Here is a 20747-nt window from a genome sequence, read left to right as displayed (position 1 = left end):
GGATTCGAAAATCCATTCGCGGATGGTTAAAAGTCGGTTATTGAAGCACGAAATAATCGTAGCGCATCGATACTGTGACCAGCAGCGGCTCGGCCGCCTCGATCACCTCGGCACGGCGTTCGGCGCTGGCACGCCAGCCATGGGGGGTCATGGCCAGCAGGTTGGCGCGGTCACGGGGCTCGGCCAGGCTCAAGGTGAATTCCAGGGTTTCACTGTGGGCCAGGCTCATGCCGTCCGGCACCAGGGCCAGGTGCTTGTCGTCGGTGTACTCGCGCACTTCGTCGTACAGGCGCTCGCGCAGTTCCATCAGGTGGCCGCTGGTCGGGCCGACCTTCATCAGGCCGCCGCCGGGACTGAGCAGGCGCTTGGCCTCTTGCCAATCCAACGGGCTGAACACACTGGCGAGGAACTGGCAGCTGGCGTCGGCCAACGGCACGCGGGCCATGCTGGCGATCAACCAGGTCAGCGCCGGGTCGCGTTTGCACGCGCGCTTGACCGCTTCCTTGGAAATGTCCAGCGCGTAGCCATCGGCATGGGGCAGGGCCGCGGCGATTTGCGCGGTGTAGTAACCCTCGCCGCAACCGATGTCTACCCAGCGCTGCGGTGCGCGTTCGGCGGCCAGCTCGGCCAGGCGCCTGGCCACCGGGGCGTAGTGCCCGGCGTTGAGAAAGTCACGGCGCGCCTCGACCATCGCCAGGTTGTCGCCCGGGTCGCGGCTGTTCTTGTGCTGCACCGGCAACAGGTTCAGGTAACCCTGGCGCGCGCGGTCGAAACGGTGCCCGGCCGGGCACGCCACGCCATTGTCCACCGCGTTGAGCGGGGCGCTGCAAATCGGGCAGGCCAGCATCAGGCGAGCAACTTGATCAGGGTCTGGTAATAGATTTCAGTCAGCACATCGAGGTCGCTGGCCAGGATCCGCTCGTTGACCTGGTGGATCGTCGCGTTCACCGGGCCCAACTCGACCACCTGGGTGCCGAGGGTCGCAATGAAGCGCCCATCGGAGGTACCGCCACTGGTGGAGGCCTGGGTCTCACGCCCGGTGATTGCCTTGATGCTGGCCGACACCGCATCGAGCAATGCGCCCGGCTCGGTGAGGAACGGCAGGCCCGACAGCGCCCACTCCACATGCCAGTCCAGGCCATGCTTGTCGAGAATTGCCGCAACGCGCTGTTGCAGGCCTTCGACAGTGGATTCGGTGGAAAAACGGAAGTTGAACACCGCCGTCAGGTCACCCGGAATCACGTTGGTGGCGCCGGTGCCGGAGTTGAGGTTGGAGATCTGGAAGCTGGTCGGCGGGAAGAAGGCGTTGCCGTTGTCCCAGTGCTCGGCGGCCAGTTCGGCCAGGGCCGGCGCGGCCAGGTGGATCGGGTTCTTCGCCAGGTGCGGGTAGGCCACATGGCCCTGCACGCCGCGCACGGTCAGGGTGGCGCCGAGGGAGCCGCGACGGCCGTTCTTGACCACGTCACCTACCAGGGTGGTGCTCGACGGTTCGCCGACGATGCACCAGTCCAGGCGCTCCTTGCGCGCAGCCAGGCGTTCGATCACGGCCTTGGTGCCATGGTGTGCCGGGCCTTCCTCATCGCTGGTGATCAGGAACGCGACCGAGCCCTTGTGGTCCGGGTAGTCGCTGACGAAGCGCTCGGCCGCCACCAGCATGGCGGCCAGGCTGCCCTTCATGTCGGCCGCGCCACGCCCGCAGAGCATGCCGTTTTCGTCGATCAATGCGTCGAACGGGTCGTTCTGCCAGGCTTGCACCGGGCCCGTAGGGACCACGTCGGTGTGGCCGGCGAAGCACAGCACCGGGCCGTCATGCTTGCCATGGGTGGCCCAGAAGTTGTCCACGTCCTCGATGCGCATCGGCTCCAGCGCAAAACCGGCGTCGCCCAGGCGCTGCATCATCAGCTTCTGGCAATCGGCGTCGATCGGCGTGACCGAGGGACGACGGATCAGGTCGATGGCAAGTTGAAGGGTCGGCGAAAGGTCGGCATGGGCCGTCATGGGAAAACTCCGGGAAACATGTCTGGAAGAGCAGGGCGGGCGGACAAAACGGCCGTTATCTTATAGCAAAACGGCGGCCAGAGGCCGCCGTTTAGTGCATTGCGCACGTTTTTAAACCGCCGGGGCAGGCTCAGGTGCCACGGCCGGTTTCGGCAGCGACGACAGGAACGCCATGATCAACGCCGCCACATATGGCAGTGATTGCACCAGCAGCATCACCACCCAGAAACGTATGTCATTGCTCGGCAGGCCCTGCACCAGGTAAATCCCCAGAGCTGCGCCCCACAACAGCAGCATGATGAACATTTCTTCGCGGGCTTCGGAAATCGCTACCCAGAAGCCGTGGTTATCCGCGTTTTTCGGTGTACGAAAGAACGGAATGCTGGTGGTGAAAAAGCCATACAGCACCGCCTTGGCGATGGTGTGGGACAACGCCAGGCCAGCCAGGGCGGCGCAGAATGCATCCTTGAGGTTCACACCTACCGCGCGGCGGTAGAGGAAGATGATCTTGCCCACCTTGAACACGAACAACGCCAACGGCGGGATCGCGAAAATCAACAGCGGCGGGTCGACCCGCGTCGGCACGATGATCATCGCCGCCGACCACAACAGCGCGCCGACGGTGAAGAAGATGTTCATGCCGTCCGCCACCCACGGCAACCAGCCCGCGAGGAAGTGGTAGCGCTGGCCACGGGTCAGCTCGGTGTCTTTGCCGCGCAGCAGGCTGGCGGTGTGACGCTTGATGATCTGGATCGCGCCATAGGCCCAGCGGAAACGCTGTTTCTTGAAGTCGATAAAGGTATCCGGCATCAGGCCCTTGCCGTAGCTGTCGTGGTAGTACGCCGCCGACAGGCCTTTCTCGAATACCCGCAGGCCGAGTTCGGCGTCTTCGCAGATGCACCAGTCGGCCCAGCCCAGTTCCTCGAGCACCGAGCGACGGGTCATGGTCATGGTGCCGTGCTGGATGATCGCGTCGCGGTCGTTACGGGTGACCATGCCGATATGGAAGAAGCCTTTGTATTCGGCGTAGCAGAGCTTCTTGAAGGTGCTTTCGTTCTGGTCGCGGTAGTCCTGCGGCGACTGCACCACGGCGATTTTCGGGTCGGCGAAGTGCGGCACCATGTGCTTGAGCCAGTTCGGCGACACGCAGTAGTCCGAGTCGATCACCGCGATCACTTCGGCATCCTTGGCGGTGTGCGGGATCAGGTAGTTCAGTGCACCGCCCTTGAAACCGGCCAGGGGTGCGACGTGGAAAAACTTGAAGCGCGGGCCCAGGGTTTCGCAGTAGTCGCGCACCGGCTCCCACACCGCCGGGTCCTTGGTGTTGTTGTCGATGATCAGGACTTCGTAGTCCGGGTAATCGAGGGCGGCCAGGGCGTCGAGGGTCTGTTTGACCATCTCTGGCGGCTCGTTGTAGCACGGCACATGGATCGACACTTTCGGGCGGTAGTCCGATTCCCCTTCCACCGGCAGGAATTCACGCCGGCGCTTGTGGGTCCATACCGCTTCCGCCAATTCGTGGGCTTCGGTCAGCAACACAATGAACACGCCCAGGGCGCCCAGAGCCAACAAGATGCCGACGGTCACGCTGAACCAGGTGCTGTATTGCTGGCTGTAGTCGTAGCCGATCCACACCAGTACGGAACCGCAGAGGAACGCGATAAAGGTCAGGAAGGTGCGGCCACGCTGGCGCAGGGATGAGCCGTCGATCATCAGCAGGGTCAGGGACAGCAGTGCGAGCACCACCGATCCGATCGCCAGGACGCGCCACTGCGGGATTGCCACCACCGGCCCTTCGAAGTTGAATTTCTGCTGGCGCGCGGCGTTGTAGACGCCCCAATACGCGCCGGCCGAGCCTTCGTCGCTGACCTTCCACGGCTGGTCGAAGGCTTCGATCACGAAGTAGTTGTAGCCCTGGCGGTTCAGCTTGTTCACCAGCGTACGCAGGTAAATGGCCTGGTCTGCCGGGGACGTTTCATTGCCGCCGCGCATACGGCCGTTACTTGGCCAGCCCACTTCCGACAACAGCAGCGGCTTTTTCGGGAACAGTTTCTTCAGGTCCCTGGCACGGTCGAGTACGTACTGGCCGGCCTTGTCCATCGGGATGTATTCCCAGAACGGCAGGATGTGCGCGGCGATCAGGTCGACGTGCTTGGCCAGTTGCGGGTTCTTTTCCCAGATATGCCATTGCTCGGAGGTCGTCACCGGTACTTTCACGGCGCTGCGTACCCGGTCCAGCAACACGATCAGGGCTTCAGGGGTGATTTCTTCACGGAACAGGGCTTCGTTACCGACCACGACCCGCACGACACTGCGCGAGTTGTTGGCGATCTCGATGGCGCGCTGGACTTCGCGCTCGTTACGCTCCAGGTCCGGGCTGATCCAGATCCCCAGGGTTACGCGCAGGCCGAACTCTTCGGCCAGCTTGGGAATGTCCCCCAGCGTGCCGTCGACCGAGTAGGTGCGGATGTTATCCGTCAGCTTGCTCATGATCTCCAGATCGCGACGCATCTGCTCGTCGGTGGGGTACTGGTCTTTCTGCGGATACTGGCCTTGCTGGAACGGCGAGTAGGAAAAACCGGAGATCTGCTCGGGCCAGTTGGGAGCAGTGACCGGGCGGTTGATCAGCGCCCAGAAGCCGGTGAACAGCGCGGCAATTGCCAGCACTATCACCAGGTTGAGTCCAAATTTACGCGATGCCATGGTTATGTCGGGTTCCAAAGGGTGTGGAACGAAAAGAGGTGTCGGCCTGCACCGAACGGCGCGCATCCTACACCGGCCTTTCCCTGACCGTACAGCAAGCCGAGAAAAACCGGACATTGGGCAGCGAAAGTACATCTAAGTTCTTAACTTGTAGCTTGTAGCTTAAAACTTGTCGCTGCGTAGTCCTATAATGCGCGCCGGTTTTTGGGGTAATGGTCATGAGTACAGAAGATCCGCGGTTTGCAGGCGTCGCCCGCTTGTATGGCATTGAAGGCCTGGAGCGCTTGAAAGCGGCCCATGTGGCGATCGTCGGCGTCGGCGGCGTCGGCTCGTGGGCGGCGGAAGCCATGGCCCGTTGCGGAGTGGGCGAGATTTCGCTGTTCGACCTGGACGACGTCTGCGTCAGCAACAGCAACCGCCAGTTGCACGCCTTGGACAGCACCGTGGGCAAGCCCAAGGTCGAGGTGATGGCCGAGCGCCTGCGCGCGATCAACCCGGATTGCACGGTGCATGCGGTGGCGGATTTCGTCACCCGCGACACCATGGCGGAGTACATCACGCCCACTATCGACTGCGTGATCGACTGCATCGACGCGGTTAACGCCAAGGCCGCACTGATTGCCTGGTGCAAGCGCCGCAAGATCCAGATCATCACGACTGGTGGCGCCGGTGGGCAGATCGACCCGACGCTGATCCAGGTCTGCGACCTGAACCGCACCTTTAATGACCCCTTGGCGTCGAAAGTGCGCTCCACCTTGCGCCGTGACTACGGTTTTTCCCGCACCGTGACCCGCCACTACAGCGTGCCGTGCGTGTTTTCCACCGAGCAACTGCGCTACCCCAAGCCGGATGGCAGCATCTGTTTGCAGAAGAGTTTTGTCGGTGATGGGGTGAAGCTGGACTGCGCCGGCGGGTTTGGCGCGGTGATGATGGTGACGGCGACCTTCGGCATGGTCGCGGCGACCAAGGCGGTGGACAAGATTGTGGCCGGGGTGCGCAGGCCTTCGGAGCGGGTCAAGCCCGCCTGAGCCTCAGAACGTTACACGGTTCAAATGTGGGTATGACTGAGTTCGCGCATGCGCTGCAGGACTGCATTCAGCCCATTGCTGCGCGACGGCGACAGTTGACGGGAAAGCCCCAGCTGATTGAACCAGTCAGGCAAGTCGACCGCCTGCAACTCGTCCGCCGACAGCCCATTGACCCGCGCCAGCAGCAATGCCACCAAGCCACGAATCATCCGCGCATCGCTGCTCGCGGCGAACTGCCAGTGGCCATCGTGCAAGCGCCCCACCAACCACACCAGGCTCTCACAGCCCTGCACCAGGTTGGCATCGACCTTCTCCTCGTCCGCCAATACGGGCAGGCGCTCACCCCACTGCATCAGCATTCGAGCGCGTTGCTCCCAACTGCCGATTGAGTGAAAGGTTTCCAGTGCAGCCTGCGCGTCCACCGGCAGGCTCATCGCAACATATCCAGCGCCTGGTCCAGCGCTTCAAAGAAGCGTTCCAGGTCATCGGAGTCGTTATACAGCGCCAGGGAGACACGGATCGCCCCCGACAAGTGCATCGCCTTGAGCAGCGGCATCGCGCAGTGATGGCCGGCACGTACGGCAATGCCTTGTTCGGTCAGCAGGTGCGCGAGGTCGGCATTGTGCACGCCTTCGACCACAAAACTGACCAGCGCTGCTTGCGGCGAGCCCAGCACACGGACGCCATTGCGTGCGTTCAGCCCGCGCAACAGGTAGTCATGCAGGGCCGCTTCATGGTTGAGCACCGCCTGTGGGGCCAGCGAACCCAGGTAGTCCAGGGTCGCGCCCAGGCCGATCACGCTGGCAATCGGCGGGGTTCCGGCTTCGAACCCCAGCGGTGCCGGGCGGAAACTGGCGCTGTGGTAGTCGGCCTGTTGCACCATCTCGCCACCAAATTGCCAATGGCGCAGGTGATGCAGGGCCTCGTTGCGGCCATAGAGCACGCCGACGCCGTCCGGACCGTACAGCTTGTGGCTGGAAAACACATAGAAATCGCAGCCCAGGGCCTGCACGTCGTGGCGGCCGTGGACGATGCCTTGGGCGCCATCGACCACGGTCAGGGCGCCGTGGGCCTGGGCCAACGCCAGCAAGGCCGGCAGCGGCTGCCAGGTGCCAAGCACGTTGGACAGTTGGCTCACCGCCAGCAGGCGTGTACGCGGGCCGATCGACTCGGCGGCGGCTTGCAGGTCGATCACGCCGTCATCGCCGAGAGGCAATACCACCAGGGTGAGCGCGCGACGCTTGGCCAGTTGCTGCCACGGCAACAGGTTGGCGTGGTGTTCCAGGGCGCTGATGACAATCTCATCGCCCGCATTGAATAAGTGCTCAAGGCCATAAGCCAGGAGGTTCAGCGCTGACGTCGCGCCGTGGGTGAACACGATTTGCCCGCTGTCACCTGCATTCAACCACTGCGCAACCTTGCTGCGACTGTCCTCGAAGGCCTGGGTCGCATGGGCACCCGGCAAATGCTGGGCACGGTGCACATTGGCGGCGCCATTGACGTAGTAATGGCTGATGGCATCCAGCAGGGCCTGGGGTTTTTGCGTCGTCGCAGCGTTGTCCAGGTAGGTCTGGTCTTGCCGTTGCAGGGTGGCGATGGCCGGAAAGTCGGCGCGCCAGGGGGAGGGCACAAGCATGGTGTTCAAGACTCGTATAAGCGGGCCCCAGGGTCGGGGCCCGCTAGTGGCATCGAGTGGCTGCTTAGTTGTGAGCGTGCAGCGCTTCGTTCAGTTCGATGGCCGATTTGTGGGTTTTGCACTCCACGGCACCGGTCTCGGAGTTACGGCGGAACAGCAGGTCGGGTTGGCCGGCCAGCTCACGCGCCTTGACCACCTTGACCAGTTGGTTCGACTCGTCCAGCAGCGCAACCTTGGTGCCGGCGGTGACGTACAGGCCCGATTCCACGGTGTTGCGGTCGCCCAACGGGATACCGATACCGGCGTTGGCGCCGATCAGGCAGCCTTCGCCGACCTTGATCACGATGTTGCCGCCGCCCGACAGGGTGCCCATGGTCGAGCAACCGCCGCCCAGGTCCGAACCCTTGCCGACGAACACCCCAGCCGATACACGGCCTTCGATCATGCCCGGGCCTTCGGTGCCGGCGTTGAAGTTGACGAAACCTTCGTGCATCACGGTGGTGCCTTCGCCCACGTAGGCGCCGAGGCGAATACGCGCGGCATCCGCGATACGCACGCCGCTCGGCACCACGTAGTCGGTCATTTTCGGGAACTTGTCCACCGAGAACACTTCCAGCAACTCGCCACGCAGGCGGGCTTCCAGTTGGCGTTCGGCCAGCTCATTGATGTCGATCGCGCCCTGGCTGGTCCACGCCACGTTCGGCAGTTGCGGGAACACACCGGCGAGGCTCAGGCCATGCGGCTTGACCAGGCGATGGGACAGCAGGTGCAGCTTGAGGTAGGCCTCCGGGGTGGACGTCAGTGCGGCGTCTTCGGCCAGCAAGGTGGCGACCAGCGGCGTGTGGCTTTCGGCCAGGCGGCTCAGCAGGGCGGCCTGGGTGGCGTCGACGCCTTTGAGCGCGTCGGCCAGTTGCAGGGCCTGGGCGACGGTGAAGGTGATCGCCTGGTTGCCTTCGCTGTAGCCGAGGATCGGCGCGATGGCGGCAACGATTTCAGCCGATGGGTTGAGCAGGGGTTGTGCGTAAAACACTTCCAGCCAAGCACCTTGGCGGTTCTGAGTGCCGACGCCGAAGCCCAGGCTGAACAGGGAATTGGACATGCTGTTACCTCTACAAAAATGGAAGGGCTGGCCTACTTGAGGGCCGCCGAATAACTATCTGGCTTGAAGCCAATCAGGGTTCTGTCACCGAGATCAAGCACCGGGCGCTTGATCATCGAAGGTTGTGCGAGCATCAATTCAATGGCTTTCGACTGATCGAGATCGGCTTTGCGTTCGTCTTCGAGTTTGCGAAAGGTGGTGCCCGCACGGTTCAAAACCACCTGCCAACCGTGCTCGTTGCACCATTGGGTCAAGTGTTCGCGGTCGATACCGGCCGTTTTGTAGTCGTGGAACTCATAGCTCACCGCGTGCTCGTCGAGCCAGGTGCGCGCCTTTTTCATGGTGTCGCAGGCTTTGATGCCGAAAAGGTGCAACGTTTTGCTTGAAGCGGTCAAGGAATTGCCCCCCCTGCTTTACTGATGCAAGTGCCAATGAAAATGAAAGGTCACGGATTATGCCACGCCCAGAGATTTTGGGTGCCGCTCGTCAGCAGCGTGCGACTTTTGTGCAAAAGCCAGCGCGCAGCATAGGCCGGTAAGATAGCCGGGTAATATGGCACTTCAACGGCCAGTTGTTGCCTGATGTGTGTCGTTGCAAGCCGATCGTCTGGGAAACCCGCGTTATGCAAACCGCCTACACCGTTCTTATCCTGCTGATGCTGGTCAGCGTTTCGCGCCTGGTCGGGCGTGTCATCCCCCTGCCGTTACCCCTGGTGCAGATTGCCGCCGGCGCCTTGCTGGCCTGGCCCACGCTGGGGCTGCACGTGGCGCTGGACCCGGAGCTGTTCCTGTTTCTGTTCCTGCCACCGCTGCTGTTCTCCGATGGCTGGCGCATGCCCAAGCGCGAATTGTGGCGCCTGCGTGGGCCGATCCTGACGCTGGCCGTCGGGCTGGTGCTGTTCACTGTGGTCGGTGCCGGCTACTTCATTCATTGGCTATTGCCGACGATCCCGCTGCCGGTGGCCTTCGCCCTCGCGGCCGTGTTGTCGCCGACAGATGCCGTGGCCGTGTCGGCGATTGCCCAGAACCGCTTGCCGACGCCGCTGATGCATATGCTTCAGGGCGAAGCGTTGATGAATGACGCCTCGGGCCTGGTGACCTTCAAGTTCGCCTTGGCGGCCGCGTTGACCGGTGTGTTCTCGTTGGCCGATGCCAGCCTGACCTTTGTCTTGGTGGCCTTGGGCGGCCTGGCGGTGGGGGTGGCGCTGAGTTGGCTGGTCGGCCGCCTGCGCGCCTGGATGATTGCCCGGGGCTGGGACGACCCGGCAACGCATGTGGTGTTCATGTTGCTGTTGCCGTTTGCGGCCTACGTGTTGGCCGAACGGCTCGGCGCCTCGGGCATCTTGTCGGCGGTCGCGGCGGGCATGATGCAAAGCTGGCTCGACCTGCTGCCTCGCCAGACCAGCACGCGCCTGCTCAATCGCAGCGTCTGGTCATTGCTGGAATTTGCCTTCAATGGCCTGATCTTCCTGCTGCTGGGCCTGCAATTGCCGGACATCATCAAGGCCGTGGCCAGTCATGAGCCGACGCTGTGGCCCACCTTGTTGTATCGCTGCCTGGATGTGATTGCGATTTTCCTGGTGTTGGTGGTGCTGCGTTTTATCTGGGTGCAGAGCATCTGGCGCCTATCGGGTTTGCTCCGGCGACTGCGTGGGAAAAGTGAGTTGACCCTGGTGCCCACTGCGCGTTCCTGCTGGCTGTTGACCGTGGGCGGTGTGCGCGGCGCGGTGACCCTGGCCGGTGTAATGTCGGTGCCTTTGCTGTTGGTGCCAGGCCAGGATTTCCCCGAGCGCGACCTGCTGATCTTTATCGCAGCGGGTGTGATCCTGCTGTCGCTGATCGCCGCCTGCATCGCCCTGCCGCTGCTCTTGCGGGGCGTTGAAAAAAGTCCGGACGAAAAGCGCCATAACGAAGTGCGCGAGGCCTGGAAAAGAACCGCAGTGGCGGCGATCCATGCCTTGGAGGCAGAAGAGCCCGCTGAAGCCGCAACCCAGGACGCCGCCCAATCTGCCTTGGCCACTGAGCTGAAAGCGCGGTTGATGTCGGAATACCGCCATCAATTGGACGTGTTCAATGACTCTGTCGAGGCTCAGGCTCTAGCGCAGCGGATGAACCAACTTGAACGCAAATTGCGCTTAAAGGCTTTGCGAGCGCAGCGATTGGAATTGTACAGTTTAAGTCGTCATCACCAGGTTGGTGATGACGTATTGAGAGAGGTACTGGCCGACTTGGATATGAGTGAGGCAAATTTAGGGAGAAGTAATCTGTGACTGATGTATTACTGTGTTTGTTCTGCCGAATATCATTATGCATGGGTAAAAAATCTTTGTTTAAATCGTTTAATCAGAACCTTAGGCAGTGTTTTTTGGAAGGGTAATACTGGTAAAGCCAAGCGCTTTGGCAAACATATGTTTGACGTCGCGAGCGGTTTTCTTTTTGTTGCTGTCCCAATGGATGCCCATGGTCGGGGCCGAAGGTGCCGCGCTGTTGGCGTCTGTTCCGGTTTCGGACCAGGATTTGCCATTGTCGGTTAGTGTAATTCGGATATTGCTATTTGCTTTGTCTGTGAATTTAATGTGGGTGTTTATGTAGGGTTGTAGTTTTTCGATATTGTGTTTCACAAATTTTTTCTGTTCGTCACCCATGCCAAGCAACGATACCGTGACGGTTGAGAGGTCTGGCCAGAGTTTAGCTGTTGCCGCCGTTGCGTGTAACTGCGCAATGCTGTTTTCCAAAGAGGGCAGCGGGCGTGGAGGATACATAAGCCTTAGTAATGCGATATCGCCTGCTGAGAGCTCATTGTTTTTAGGAATAGCCGGGGCGCCGTTTAAATCTTCCGATTCGAACTCATAATGCATAATGGACAATGGGTCATACGGCGTGAACATCGGGCCATTTTTTTGCCGTTTTACGGTGTCCAGGACTGCACTTTGCATGGTTTTTTGAGGGTCATCTGCTTCTTTAAAGCGCTCCAGCACTTTTTCTTTGTTGAATGTTATAGAGCGGTCGGGATGTTGATGCTCGTGCAAGACTCCGATCGCATGTAAGCCTTCATGTACCGCAGTAGCGATTACGTTCTCAGGCTCTCGATCAAAGTCCATAAAAAATGTAAGTTTGTCGGCGGCGGCCTTTTTTGCGTTAATGCCGATGTATGACGAACCATTTTCACCTTTATTTTCGGTAGGACCTATCCGAATATCTGCGTCAGGACCTGGGACGTATTTGAAGGTAAGGTTGATATGTGGCGTGAACTTGCTAAACCCTTTTTTACAAGTTCTTCTTGCTCTTTAGTTGTCCCTTTGAATGCAATGGTAACGGTTGAGTGTTGTGGCCATCTCCGATGAGTTGCTCCAATGCCCCGCTTGTTTCTGATAAGAGGTTTGGACGTCGCTCGGGGTTCTTCAATGGCTGCTGTATTAATCGGGGGAGTCGCTTGAGCGTTCAGTTGCGGGTAGCCCGTGTTGATTGAATTCATTTGGCTTTATTCCTGAGTGGCGGCGCATGTTTTGCGCTGATTCAAAATGCGCAGTGGATGAATCAATATTTTTATGTGGGTACGAGTTCACGGAGTGTGTGGTTTAGGTGACGTGCGGGTTCCTTCGTGGGCGTTAGAAAGTGTTTCGTTATTTCGTGAGGGCTTTGGCGTCCAGGTTTATCCAGATAAGACCTGCTGAAATTACTTGGCCATTTTTTTGGAGGGGGCGGCGGGACGAACATTTCAGGAGCAATGTCAGGCCTGCACCCCATTGCAGGGTGCAAGCGCAGTGTGTGTCAGCGGTTACGCGTAATAAAAGCGCGAATACGCTCAGCCGCCTCCACACACTCGGCCAGCGGAGCAACCAACGCCAGGCGTACGCGGCCGGCGCCGGGGTTCACGCCATCCACTTCCCGGGACAGGTAAGAACCCGGCACCACGGTCACGTGTTCCTCCACGAACAAATCGCGGCAGAACGCGGCATCATCGCCTTGCACATTCGGCCACAGGTAGAAGCCGCCGTCCGGGGCCTGTACGTCCAGCACCGGCTTGAGGATCGCCAGCACGGCATCAAACTTCTCGCGGTACAGGTCGCGGTTGGCCTGCACATGGGCCTCGTCCTGCCAGGCCGCGATGCTTGCCAGCTGGGTTTGCACCGGCATCGCACAGCCATGGTAAGTGCGGTACAGCAGGAAACCCTTGAGGATCTCGGCGTCGCCCGCGACAAAGCCGGAGCGCAGGCCTGGCAGGTTGGAGCGCTTGGACAGGCTGTGGAACACCACGCAACGCTTGAAGTCCTGGCGACCCAGCTCGACGCACGCGCTGAGCAGGCCCGGTGGCGGGGTTTGTTCGTCGAAGTACAGTTCGCTGTAGCACTCGTCGGCGGCGATAACGAAGTCATATTCGTCGGCCAGGGCGATGAGTTTTTTCAGGGTGTCGACCGGGATCAGTGCACCGGTCGGGTTGCCGGGGGAGCAGAGGAACAGGATCTGGCAGCGTTTCCAGATGTCCGGCGATACCGCGTCGAAATCCGGGTTGAAGCCGTTTTCATCCAGGCACGGCAGGTAGTGCGGCTTGGCCCCGGCCAGGAACGCGGCGCCTTCGTAGATCTGGTAGAAGGGGTTCGGGCTGACCACCAGCGCGTCGTCGCCCCGGTTGACCACGGTCTGGGTGAAGGCGAACAGCGCTTCACGGGTGCCGTTGACCGGCAGGATAGTGCGCGCCGGATCCAGCCAGCCCTTGGGTACGTCGAAGCGGCGTTCGCACCAGGCACCGATGGCCTCGCGCAGGGCCGGGATGCCCAGGGTGGTCGGGTAGACCGCCATCTGGTCAAGGTTGTTGGCCAGGGCATCGGCAACGAACTGCGGCGATTTGTGCTTGGGTTCGCCGATGGACAGCGCGATCGGGCGCTTGTCCGGGTTCGGCGTGACGCTGCCCAGCAGGGCGCGCAGCTTTTCGAACGGGTAGGGCTGGAGCTGGTTCAGGGCGTTGTTCATCGGTGGATCTCGTGCAAGGCGTTAAAAACTGGGAGGGAGCGGTGGGCCGCTCCTGGTATCAAATCGTCAGGCGCGTCAGCTCGACACCGGGTTCCTGGGGCACGCTCAACTGCTGCACGATCGCCGCCTGCAAGCGCAGGCACAGCTCCGGGTCGGACAGCGGCTGGTTATCGGCATCGGTAATAAAGAACACGTCCTCCACGCGCTCGCCGAGGGTCGCAATCTTGGCGTTCTGCAGTGACAAATCGAATTCCAGGAAAATGCCGCCGATCCGTGCCAGCAGGCCTGGCCGGTCCGGCGCGCTGAGTTCCAGCACGGTCACCGGGCGCTGCGCATCGTTGGAAATGGTCACCTGGGGCGCAAAGGCAAAGTGCTTGAGCTGACGCGGCACCCGGCGCTGGATGATCGTCGGGTAGTCGTCGGGGTTACGCAGGGCTTCGGTCAGGCCTTCGCGGATCTTTTTCACCCGCGCCGGGTTATCGCCGATGGACTCGCCCTCGGTGTCGAGCACGATATAGGTGTCGAGGGTGAACTGGCTGCTGGAGGTGATGACCCGTGCGTCGTGGATGTTCAGGTTGAGCTGGTCCATGGCCGCCACGGTCACGGCGAAGAAGTCGTGCTGGTCGGGCGCATAGATGAAGATCTGCGTGCCGCCTTCGAATTCGCGCTGGGTGGTTTCCTTGATCAACACCAGCGGGCCTCCATCGGCCGGCTGCTGCAGGATCGCGTCACTGTGCCAGGCGACATCGCCGGCGGTGTGGCGCAGGAAGTAATCGTCCCCCAATTGCGACCACAGTTGCTCGACGTCGTCCGGGTCGTTGCCGCCGCGCACCAGGATGTCCAGGGCGGCGCTTTGGGTGCGGCGGATCTGCTCTTCGCGGTCCACCGGGTTTTCCAGGCCGCGGCGCAGCGCGCGCTTGGTCTCGGTGTAGAGCTGGCGCAACAGGCTGGCGCGCCAGGAATTCCACAGGGTCGGGTTGGTGGCGTTGATGTCGGAAACGGTCAGCACGTACAGGTAGTCGAGGCGGGTTTCATCGCCGACGATCCCGGCGAAGTCGTGGATCACCTGCGGGTCGGACAAGTCCTTGCGCTGGGCGGTGGTCGACATCACCAGGTGGTTCTGCACCAGCCACACGATCATGCGGCTGTCCCACAATGGCAACTGGTGGCGTTGGCAGAACGCCTCGGCATCGACCGCGCCGATTTCCGAGTGGTCGCCATGCCGGCCCTTGCCGATGTCGTGGTACAGGCCGGCCAGGTAGATCAACTCCGGCTTGGGCAGCTTGGCCATGAGCTTGCTGGCCAGCGGGAATTTCTCTGACACCTGGGTGTACTGCAACTTGCGCAGGTGCTTGATCAGGTTGAGGGTGTGGGCGTCCACGGTGTAGATGTGGAACAGGTCGTGCTGCATCTGCCCGACGATAAACCCGAACTCCGGCAGGTAACGCCCGAGGATGCCATAGCGGTTCATGCGCCGCAGGTTGCGATGGATGCCGATCTTGCACTTGAACAGTTCGATAAACAGGCTGGTGTTGCGAATGTCGTTGCGAAAGTCGTCGTCGATCAGGTGACGGTTTTCACGCAGCAGGCGGATGGTGTCGGCGCGTACGCCCTTGATTTCCGGCTGCTGGGCCATCAGCACGAAGATTTCCAGCATGGCGAACGGCGTGCGGCGGAACACGTTGTCGTTGCGTGCCTCGATATAGCCGTCGTGCAGTTGGAAGCGCGAATTGATCGGCTGCGGCGGTGCTTCGTCTTCCGGAGCGAGGATCACTTCTTCGAAATGCTGGATGATCAGGTCGCTGAGCTGGGCAATGCTCATGACTACCCGGTAGTACTGCTGCATGAAGCTTTCGATGCTGGTCTTCGCGTCTTCACCTTCAAACCCCAGGAGGGTGGCGATGGAGCGCTGGTGGTCGAACAGCAGACGATCTTCGGAGCGCCCGGCGAGCATGTGCAGGGCGTAGCGCACTTTCCACAGGAACTCCTGGGACGACGCCAGCAGGGCGTTTTCGCTCTCCACCAGGAAGCCTTCGCCGGCCAGGGCGCGCAGGTTCAGGGTGCCGTATTGGCGGCGCGCTACCCACAGAATCGTCTGGATGTCGCGCAACCCGCCAGGCGAGCCTTTGACGTTGGGTTCGAGGTTGTATTCGGTGTCGTTGTACTTGTGGTGCCGGGCCTTCTGCTCCGCACGCTTGGCCAGGAAGAAATCCTTGCTCGGCCACATGTGTGCGGTGCTGGTGACTTCGAGCATGCGCTGGCGCAGGCGCTCGGGGCCGGCGATGGTGCGGCTTTCCATCAGGTTGGTGATGACGGTCAGGTCGGCGCGGGCCTCTTCGGCGCACTCATCCACCGAGCGCACGCTCTGGCCGACTTCCAGGCCGATGTCCCAAAGCAGTGTCAGAAAGCGCTCGATGGAATCGCGAAAGATCTCATGGTCGGCGCTGTCCAGCAGGATCAGCAGGTCGATGTCGGAGTACGGGTGCAGCTCGCCACGACCGTAGCCGCCGACCGCCACCAGGGCAATATCGGCGTCTTCGCTCCAGCTGAACTGTTCCCAGGCTTTTTGCAGGATGTTATCGACGAACCAGGCGCGGTCTTCGATCAGTCGGCGGATGTCCCGGCCGCTGCGAAAGCGCTCGTCGAGCACCTCGCGGGCCTGGCGGATCGCCTTTTTGAACGCGGCGATGGGGCTCGCTTTCAGTGCCAGCTCGGCCTGGAACTGGCCACGGTCGAAGAGTTCGGGATCCACCTGGGGCATTGATCGGCTTTCCTTTCTATCTATCAGTCAGTCACAACACAGTTTGGGAAAACCTTGGCAGCCCTTCACGCCGAAACGCGTGGGATCGTGTCGTCGGCGCGCAGGGTGAAGATCTCGTAGCCGGTCTCGGTGACCAGCAGGGTGTGTTCCCACTGGGCCGAGAGCTTGCGGTCCTTGGTGATGGCGGTCCAGCCGTCGCCCAGCACCTTGGTGTCGGCCTTGCCCTGGTTGATCATCGGCTCGATGGTAAAGGTCATGCCTGCCTTGAGCTCCATGCCGGTGCCGGCGCGGCCGTAGTGCAGGATCTGCGGTTCTTCGTGGAAGACCGTGCCGATACCATGGCCGCAGAATTCACGCACCACCGAGAAACCGTTCTTTTCGGCATGCTTCTGGATCACTTCACCGATGTCGCCCAGGCGGCAGCCAGGCTTGACGATCTCGATGGCCTTGTACATGCATTCCTGGGTGACCTGGGACAGGCGCTCGGCCCACACCGGCACGGTGCCGACGTGGAACATGCGGCTGGTGTCGCCGAAGTAGCGGTCCTTGATCACGGTGACGTCGATGTTCAGGGTGTCGCCGTCCTTCAACGGCTTGTCGCCCGGAATCCCGTGGCAGACCACGTGATTGACCGAAGTACAGATCGACTTGGGGAAGCCCTTGTAGTTCAGCGGTGCAGGAATGGCGCCCTGCACATTGACTATATAGTCATGGCAGATCTGGTTCAGGGTTTCCGTGGTAACGCCGGGCTTGACGTGTTCGGCAATCATTTCCAGCACGTCGGCAGCCAGTTTGCCGGCAATGCGCATGCCGGCGATGTCTTCGGCGGTTTTCAAACTAACGGTCATACAGGCTCTCTCTAGCGCGATGCGCTGAAATCAATACGGTTTACGGGCGTGCGACAAAAGGTTGCAAAATTCGCACAAGCGCCAAAAAACGCGATTCTAACAGACGCGGGCGGCAAATCATGAGCCCCCGACGATCGCTTCTCTCTATCAGATGGGGTTATATCGGCTCTATTCAAAGGGTTGCGTACACGTCGCCCAGGCCAAATGTGATTGCGTGTTTCGTTTTCGCCCTTCGTGTGGTATAAAATGCGCCGCTTTCCGGGGATACCCCGAAAAGCTTAAATCCACACACGTGTCGACACGATGACCTGGGTGCCGGAGGCCTTGATGCCGCTGGTTGGTCATTGGGATACGTGGAGGCCAAACCCGACTTATTAAGGAACTATCATGTCCCAAGTCAACATGCGCGATATGCTGAAGGCCGGTGTGCACTTCGGTCACCAGACCCGTTACTGGAACCCGAAAATGGGTAAATACATTTTCGGCGCGCGTAACAAGATCCACATCATCAACCTTGAAAAAACCCTGCCAATGTTCAACGAAGCTCTGACTTTCGTAGAGCGCCTGGCCCAGGGCAAAAACAAGATCCTGTTCGTCGGCACCAAGCGTTCCGCTGGCAAGATCGTTGCTGAAGAAGCAGCACGTTGCGGTTCGCCGTACGTCGATCACCGCTGGTTGGGCGGCATGCTGACCAACTTCAAAACCATCCGTGCTTCCATCAAGCGTCTGCGTGACCTTGAAGTGCAGGCCGAAGACGGTACTTTCGCCAAGCTGACCAAGAAAGAAGCGCTGATGCGCACTCGTGACCTGGAAAAGCTCGATCGTTCCCTGGGTGGTATCAAGGACATGGGCGGTCTGCCTGACGCACTGTTCGTTATCGACGTTGATCACGAGCGCATCGCGATCACCGAAGCCAACAAGCTGGGCATCCCTGTTATCGGCGTAGTCGATACCAACAGCAGCCCGGAAGGCGTTGACTACATCATCCCAGGCAACGATGACGCCATCCGCGCTATCCAGCTGTACATGGGTTCGATGGCTGACGCTGTCATCCGTGGTCGCAACCACGTTGCTGGTGGCACCGAGCAGTTCGTTGAAGAAGCTCCGGTAGCTGCAGCTGAGTAATTGACGCCCTGGCGTTGACTCAGTAAGCAAAAAGGGGGCTTGGCCCCCTTTTTGCCACCTCGAAAACCATTTGTCAGCAGCGCAGCTACATCACCTGTAACGTGCAGCGGCTAACAAGGGTGGTTCGGGAAGAATTGATCCCCCGTTCGATCGGGTGGAATGGTTGAAAACCTATCCAAGAGGAATTTGAAAATGGCAGCAATTACTGCAGCGTTGGTTAAAGAACTGCGTGAGCGTACCGGCGAAGGCATGATGGATTGCAAGAAAGCCCTGGAAAAGGCTGACGGCGACATCGAAAAAGCCATTGATGACATGCGTGCTTCCGGCGCCATCAAGGCTGCCAAGAAAGCAGGCAACGTGGCTGCTGAAGGCGCTATCGCTCTGAAAGAAGACGGCAAATCTGCTGTTCTGCTGGAAGTGAACTCCCAGACCGACTTCCTGGCCCTGCAGGACGACTTCAAGGCATTTGTTGCTGCCAGCGTTGAAAAAGCGTTCGCCGACAAGCTGACTGACGTCGCTCCGCTGATCGCCGCTCAAGAAGCTGATCGCCTGGTACTGGTCGGCAAGGTTGGCGAAAACGTCAACATCCGTCGTCTGGTACGCGTTGAAGGTGATGTTGTCGGTGGTTACCTGCACGGCAACAAGATCGGCGTTGCAGTGGTCCTGAAGGGCGGCAACGTTGAGCTGGCCAAAGACATCGCTATGCACGTAGCGGCCAGCAACCCTGAGTTCCTGCTGCCTTCGGAAGTTTCTGCCGAAGCGATCGAGCGTGAAAAAGCTGTGTTCCTGCAGCTGAACGAAGAAAAAATCAAAGGCAAGCCAGAAAACATTGTTGAGAACATGGTCAAGGGCCGTATCAGCAAGTTCCTGGCTGAGGCAAGCCTGGTTGAGCAGGCGTTCGTCAAGAACCCTGAAATCAAAGTTGGCGAACTGGCCAAGAAAGCCGGTGCTGAAATCGTTTCCTTCACTTACTTCAAAGTAGGCGAAGGCATCGAGAAGCCGGTCGACAACTTCGCTGAAGAAGTTGCTGCCCAGCTGGCTGCCGCCAAGCAATAAGACAGTTTTCAACTGTCGCCCGAAAGAGGCTGCCCGCTCACGCGCGCAGCCTCTTTTCAAATGGGCAGGCCGATTTAATTTGGCTTACCCTCGGAACTGGCTTACAAAGCCGTGTTCCGATGGCGCTGTGAGAGCGTCCAGCTAGAGTGAACGCAAGCCGTAAACGGCTCGCCAAGAATTTTTTAAAAATACGCCGCAGGAGAGATTCGCAATGGCTCAGCAGGGCAGTGGTTATCAGGCTCGCTATAAACGCATTCTACTCAAGCTTAGCGGCGAGGCCCTGATGGGCTCGGAAGAGTTCGGGATCGACCCCAAGGTACTCGACCGCATGGCGCTGGAAGTCGGCCAGTTGGTCGGCATCGGCGTACAGGTCGGCCTGGTGATCGGTGGCGGTAACCTGTTCCGCGGCGCGGCACTGAGTGCGGCCGGTATGGATCGGGTCACCGGCGACCACATGGGCATGCTGGCCACTGTGATGAACGCCCTGGCCATGCGTGACGCCCTGGAGCGTGCCAATATCTCGGCCATCGTGATGTCGGCTATTTCCATGGTGGGCGTGACCGATCACTATGATCGTCGCAAAGCCATGCGCCACCTGAACGCCAAAGAGGTGGTGATCTTCGCTGCCGGTACCGGCAACCCGTTCTTCACCACGGACTCGGCTGCTTGCCTGCGCGCCATCGAGATCGATGCCGACGTGGTGCTCAAGGCGACCAAGGTAGATGGCGTGTACACCGCAGACCCATTCAAAGACCCGCATGCCGAGAAGTTCGATCATCTGACCTACGATGAAGTGCTGGATCGCAAGCTGGGCGTGATGGACCTGACGGCTATTTGCCTGTGCCGCGACCATAAGATGCCGCTGCGCGTATTTAACATGAACAAGCCCGGTGCCCTGCTGAATATCGTACACGGCGGCGCGGAAGGGACTCTGATCGAGGAAGGCCAACAATGATCAACGAAATCAAGAAAGACGCCCAAGCGCGTATGCAGAAATCCCTGGAGTCTCTGAGCCACGCATTCGGCCAGATTCGTACCGGCAAGGCGCACCCGAGCATCCTGGGCAGCGTGATGGTGCCCTACTATGGCACTGATACCCCGCTGAGCGGCGTGGCCAACGTTACCGTAAAGGATTCGCGCACCCTGCAGGTCGTGGCCTTCGAGCGCAACATGCTCGCGGCAGTCGACAAGGCCATCCAGAGCGCCGGCCTGAACCTCAACCCCACCAACCTGGGTGAGTTGCTGCTGATCTCCATGCCGGCCCTGACTGAAGAAACCCGCAAGGGCTTCACCAAGCAGGCCCGCAGCGCGGCTGAAGATGCGCGGGTTGCGGTGCGTAACATTCGTCGTGATGCCTTGGGCGAGCTGAAGAAGCTGGTCAAGGACAAGGAAATCAGCGAAGACGAAGAGCGTCGTGCCGTCGCCGATATCGACAAGCTGACCAAGGAAGCCGAGGCGAAGATCACCCAGGCAACCGACGAAAAAGAAAAGGACCTGATGGCCGTATAAGGGGTCAGGACGCC

General features: G+C 60.3%; 17 protein-coding genes. 6 read left to right on the top strand and 11 right to left on the bottom strand.

Going from position 1 to position 20747, the window contains the following annotated elements:
- Positions 1 to 37 precede the first annotated feature (37 nt).
- The 3 genes from AC07OT_RS04005 to AC07OT_RS03995 all read right to left on the bottom strand — a co-directional run bounded on the left by AC07OT_RS04005 (position 38) and on the right by AC07OT_RS03995 (position 4701).
- Positions 38 to 847, bottom strand: a complete 810-nt coding sequence (locus AC07OT_RS04005; RefSeq protein WP_495107543.1) for a putative RNA methyltransferase — start codon at positions 845 to 847, stop codon at positions 38 to 40.
- On the bottom strand, positions 847 to 1998 hold the full coding sequence (gene dapE / locus AC07OT_RS04000; RefSeq protein WP_027604490.1) for a succinyl-diaminopimelate desuccinylase: 1152 nt from the start codon (positions 1996 to 1998) through the stop codon (positions 847 to 849). The genes AC07OT_RS04005 and dapE overlap by 1 nt, the downstream gene beginning before the upstream one ends.
- Positions 1999 to 2109: 111 nt before the next feature.
- Positions 2110 to 4701: a glycosyltransferase gene (locus tag AC07OT_RS03995; protein WP_495107542.1), complete on the bottom strand. Its 2592-nt coding sequence runs from the start codon at positions 4699 to 4701 to the stop codon at positions 2110 to 2112.
- A gap of 218 nt (positions 4702 to 4919) precedes the next feature.
- On the opposite strand from AC07OT_RS03995, the gene tcdA reads away from it, so the two are divergent.
- Positions 4920 to 5729: a tRNA cyclic N6-threonylcarbamoyladenosine(37) synthase TcdA gene (gene tcdA / locus AC07OT_RS03990; protein WP_065938764.1), complete on the top strand. Its 810-nt coding sequence runs from the start codon at positions 4920 to 4922 to the stop codon at positions 5727 to 5729.
- Positions 5730 to 5749: 20 nt separating this feature from the next.
- On the opposite strand, the gene AC07OT_RS03985 is transcribed toward tcdA, so the two are convergent.
- From AC07OT_RS03985 to AC07OT_RS03970, 4 genes are all read right to left on the bottom strand, one after another.
- Entirely contained in the window at positions 5750 to 6163 is a 414-nt protein-coding gene (locus AC07OT_RS03985) for a SufE family protein (RefSeq protein ID WP_098480273.1), read from the bottom strand.
- Positions 6160 to 7365 carry an aminotransferase class V-fold PLP-dependent enzyme gene (locus AC07OT_RS03980; protein WP_495107541.1) on the bottom strand — a complete coding sequence of 402 codons (1206 nt, stop codon included), beginning with the start codon at positions 7363 to 7365 and terminating at the stop codon, positions 6160 to 6162. Before AC07OT_RS03980 ends, AC07OT_RS03985 begins: the two co-directional genes overlap by 4 nt.
- 64 nt (positions 7366 to 7429) lie before the next feature.
- The gene (dapD, locus tag AC07OT_RS03975) at positions 7430 to 8464 is read right to left on the bottom strand and encodes a 2,3,4,5-tetrahydropyridine-2,6-dicarboxylate N-succinyltransferase (protein WP_027604485.1); all 1035 of its coding nucleotides are present in this window, start codon (positions 8462 to 8464) and stop codon (positions 7430 to 7432) included.
- Positions 8465 to 8496: 32 nt separating this feature from the next.
- The gene (locus AC07OT_RS03970) at positions 8497 to 8805 is read right to left on the bottom strand and encodes an arsenate reductase (protein ID WP_231982825.1); all 309 of its coding nucleotides are present in this window, start codon (positions 8803 to 8805) and stop codon (positions 8497 to 8499) included.
- Positions 8806 to 9086: 281 nt separating this feature from the next.
- Between AC07OT_RS03970 and AC07OT_RS03965 the strand changes: the two genes are divergently transcribed.
- Positions 9087 to 10733: a Na+/H+ antiporter gene (locus AC07OT_RS03965; RefSeq protein ID WP_495107540.1), complete on the top strand. Its 1647-nt coding sequence runs from the start codon at positions 9087 to 9089 to the stop codon at positions 10731 to 10733.
- Between the two features lie 81 nt (positions 10734 to 10814).
- Here the strand turns inward: AC07OT_RS03965 and AC07OT_RS03960 are convergent, their stop codons facing one another.
- From AC07OT_RS03960 to map, 4 genes are all read right to left on the bottom strand, one after another.
- A complete protein-coding gene (locus AC07OT_RS03960; protein WP_495107539.1) occupies positions 10815 to 11564 on the bottom strand; it encodes a M12 family metallopeptidase in 750 nt (249 codons plus the stop codon).
- Between the two features lie 670 nt (positions 11565 to 12234).
- Positions 12235 to 13434: a succinyldiaminopimelate transaminase gene (gene dapC, locus AC07OT_RS03955; RefSeq protein ID WP_495107538.1), complete on the bottom strand. Its 1200-nt coding sequence runs from the start codon at positions 13432 to 13434 to the stop codon at positions 12235 to 12237.
- 58 nt (positions 13435 to 13492) lie between these two features.
- Positions 13493 to 16195, bottom strand: coding sequence for a [protein-PII] uridylyltransferase (locus AC07OT_RS03950; protein WP_495107537.1), 2703 nt, complete (start codon positions 16193 to 16195; stop codon positions 13493 to 13495).
- 65 nt (positions 16196 to 16260) lie between these two features.
- Entirely contained in the window at positions 16261 to 17043 is a 783-nt protein-coding gene (gene map, locus AC07OT_RS03945) for a type I methionyl aminopeptidase (protein WP_012722594.1), read from the bottom strand.
- 387 nt (positions 17044 to 17430) lie between these two features.
- On the opposite strand from map, the gene rpsB reads away from it, so the two are divergent.
- From rpsB to frr, 4 genes are all read left to right on the top strand, one after another.
- Positions 17431 to 18168: a 30S ribosomal protein S2 gene (rpsB, locus tag AC07OT_RS03940; RefSeq protein WP_003219330.1), complete on the top strand. Its 738-nt coding sequence runs from the start codon at positions 17431 to 17433 to the stop codon at positions 18166 to 18168.
- Positions 18169 to 18360: 192 nt separating this feature from the next.
- The gene (gene tsf / locus AC07OT_RS03935; RefSeq protein ID WP_027604480.1) at positions 18361 to 19224 is read left to right on the top strand and encodes a translation elongation factor Ts; all 864 of its coding nucleotides are present in this window, start codon (positions 18361 to 18363) and stop codon (positions 19222 to 19224) included.
- Positions 19225 to 19435: 211 nt separating this feature from the next.
- Positions 19436 to 20179 (top strand): UMP kinase, encoded by a 744-nt coding sequence (gene pyrH, locus AC07OT_RS03930; protein WP_003172271.1) that lies wholly within the window; start codon positions 19436 to 19438, stop codon positions 20177 to 20179.
- Entirely contained in the window at positions 20176 to 20733 is a 558-nt protein-coding gene (gene frr / locus AC07OT_RS03925; RefSeq protein ID WP_027604479.1) for a ribosome recycling factor, read from the top strand. Before pyrH ends, frr begins: the two co-directional genes overlap by 4 nt.
- Positions 20734 to 20747: the final 14 nt, after the last annotated feature.

Source organism: Pseudomonas sp. GW821-FHT09C10 (assembly GCF_059418085.1).
The sequence above is the reverse complement of the archived record's forward strand: the minus strand, read 5'-3'. Positions and strand labels throughout refer to the sequence as shown.

What these genes read in the sequence shown, in the direction of transcription:
- AC07OT_RS04005 (WP_495107543.1), bottom strand. Translation starts at nt 847, where the DNA reads ATGCTGGCCTGCCCGATTTGCAGCGCCCCGCTCAACGCGGTGGACAAT.
- dapE (WP_027604490.1), bottom strand. Translation starts at nt 1,998, where the DNA reads ATGACGGCCCATGCCGACCTTTCGCCGACCCTTCAACTTGCCATCGAC.
- AC07OT_RS03995 (WP_495107542.1), bottom strand. Translation starts at nt 4,701, where the DNA reads ATGGCATCGCGTAAATTTGGACTCAACCTGGTGATAGTGCTGGCAATT.
- tcdA (WP_065938764.1), top strand. Translation starts at nt 4,920, where the DNA reads ATGAGTACAGAAGATCCGCGGTTTGCAGGCGTCGCCCGCTTGTATGGC.
- AC07OT_RS03985 (WP_098480273.1), bottom strand. Translation starts at nt 6,163, where the DNA reads ATGAGCCTGCCGGTGGACGCGCAGGCTGCACTGGAAACCTTTCACTCA.
- AC07OT_RS03980 (WP_495107541.1), bottom strand. Translation starts at nt 7,365, where the DNA reads ATGCTTGTGCCCTCCCCCTGGCGCGCCGACTTTCCGGCCATCGCCACC.
- dapD (WP_027604485.1), bottom strand. Translation starts at nt 8,464, where the DNA reads ATGTCCAATTCCCTGTTCAGCCTGGGCTTCGGCGTCGGCACTCAGAAC.
- AC07OT_RS03970 (WP_231982825.1), bottom strand. Translation starts at nt 8,805, where the DNA reads ATGAAAAAGGCGCGCACCTGGCTCGACGAGCACGCGGTGAGCTATGAG.
- AC07OT_RS03965 (WP_495107540.1), top strand. Translation starts at nt 9,087, where the DNA reads ATGCAAACCGCCTACACCGTTCTTATCCTGCTGATGCTGGTCAGCGTT.
- AC07OT_RS03960 (WP_495107539.1), bottom strand. Translation starts at nt 11,564, where the DNA reads ATGGACTTTGATCGAGAGCCTGAGAACGTAATCGCTACTGCGGTACAT.
- dapC (WP_495107538.1), bottom strand. Translation starts at nt 13,434, where the DNA reads ATGAACAACGCCCTGAACCAGCTCCAGCCCTACCCGTTCGAAAAGCTG.
- AC07OT_RS03950 (WP_495107537.1), bottom strand. Translation starts at nt 16,195, where the DNA reads ATGCCCCAGGTGGATCCCGAACTCTTCGACCGTGGCCAGTTCCAGGCC.
- map (WP_012722594.1), bottom strand. Translation starts at nt 17,043, where the DNA reads ATGACCGTTAGTTTGAAAACCGCCGAAGACATCGCCGGCATGCGCATT.
- rpsB (WP_003219330.1), top strand. Translation starts at nt 17,431, where the DNA reads ATGTCCCAAGTCAACATGCGCGATATGCTGAAGGCCGGTGTGCACTTC.
- tsf (WP_027604480.1), top strand. Translation starts at nt 18,361, where the DNA reads ATGGCAGCAATTACTGCAGCGTTGGTTAAAGAACTGCGTGAGCGTACC.
- pyrH (WP_003172271.1), top strand. Translation starts at nt 19,436, where the DNA reads ATGGCTCAGCAGGGCAGTGGTTATCAGGCTCGCTATAAACGCATTCTA.
- frr (WP_027604479.1), top strand. Translation starts at nt 20,176, where the DNA reads ATGATCAACGAAATCAAGAAAGACGCCCAAGCGCGTATGCAGAAATCC.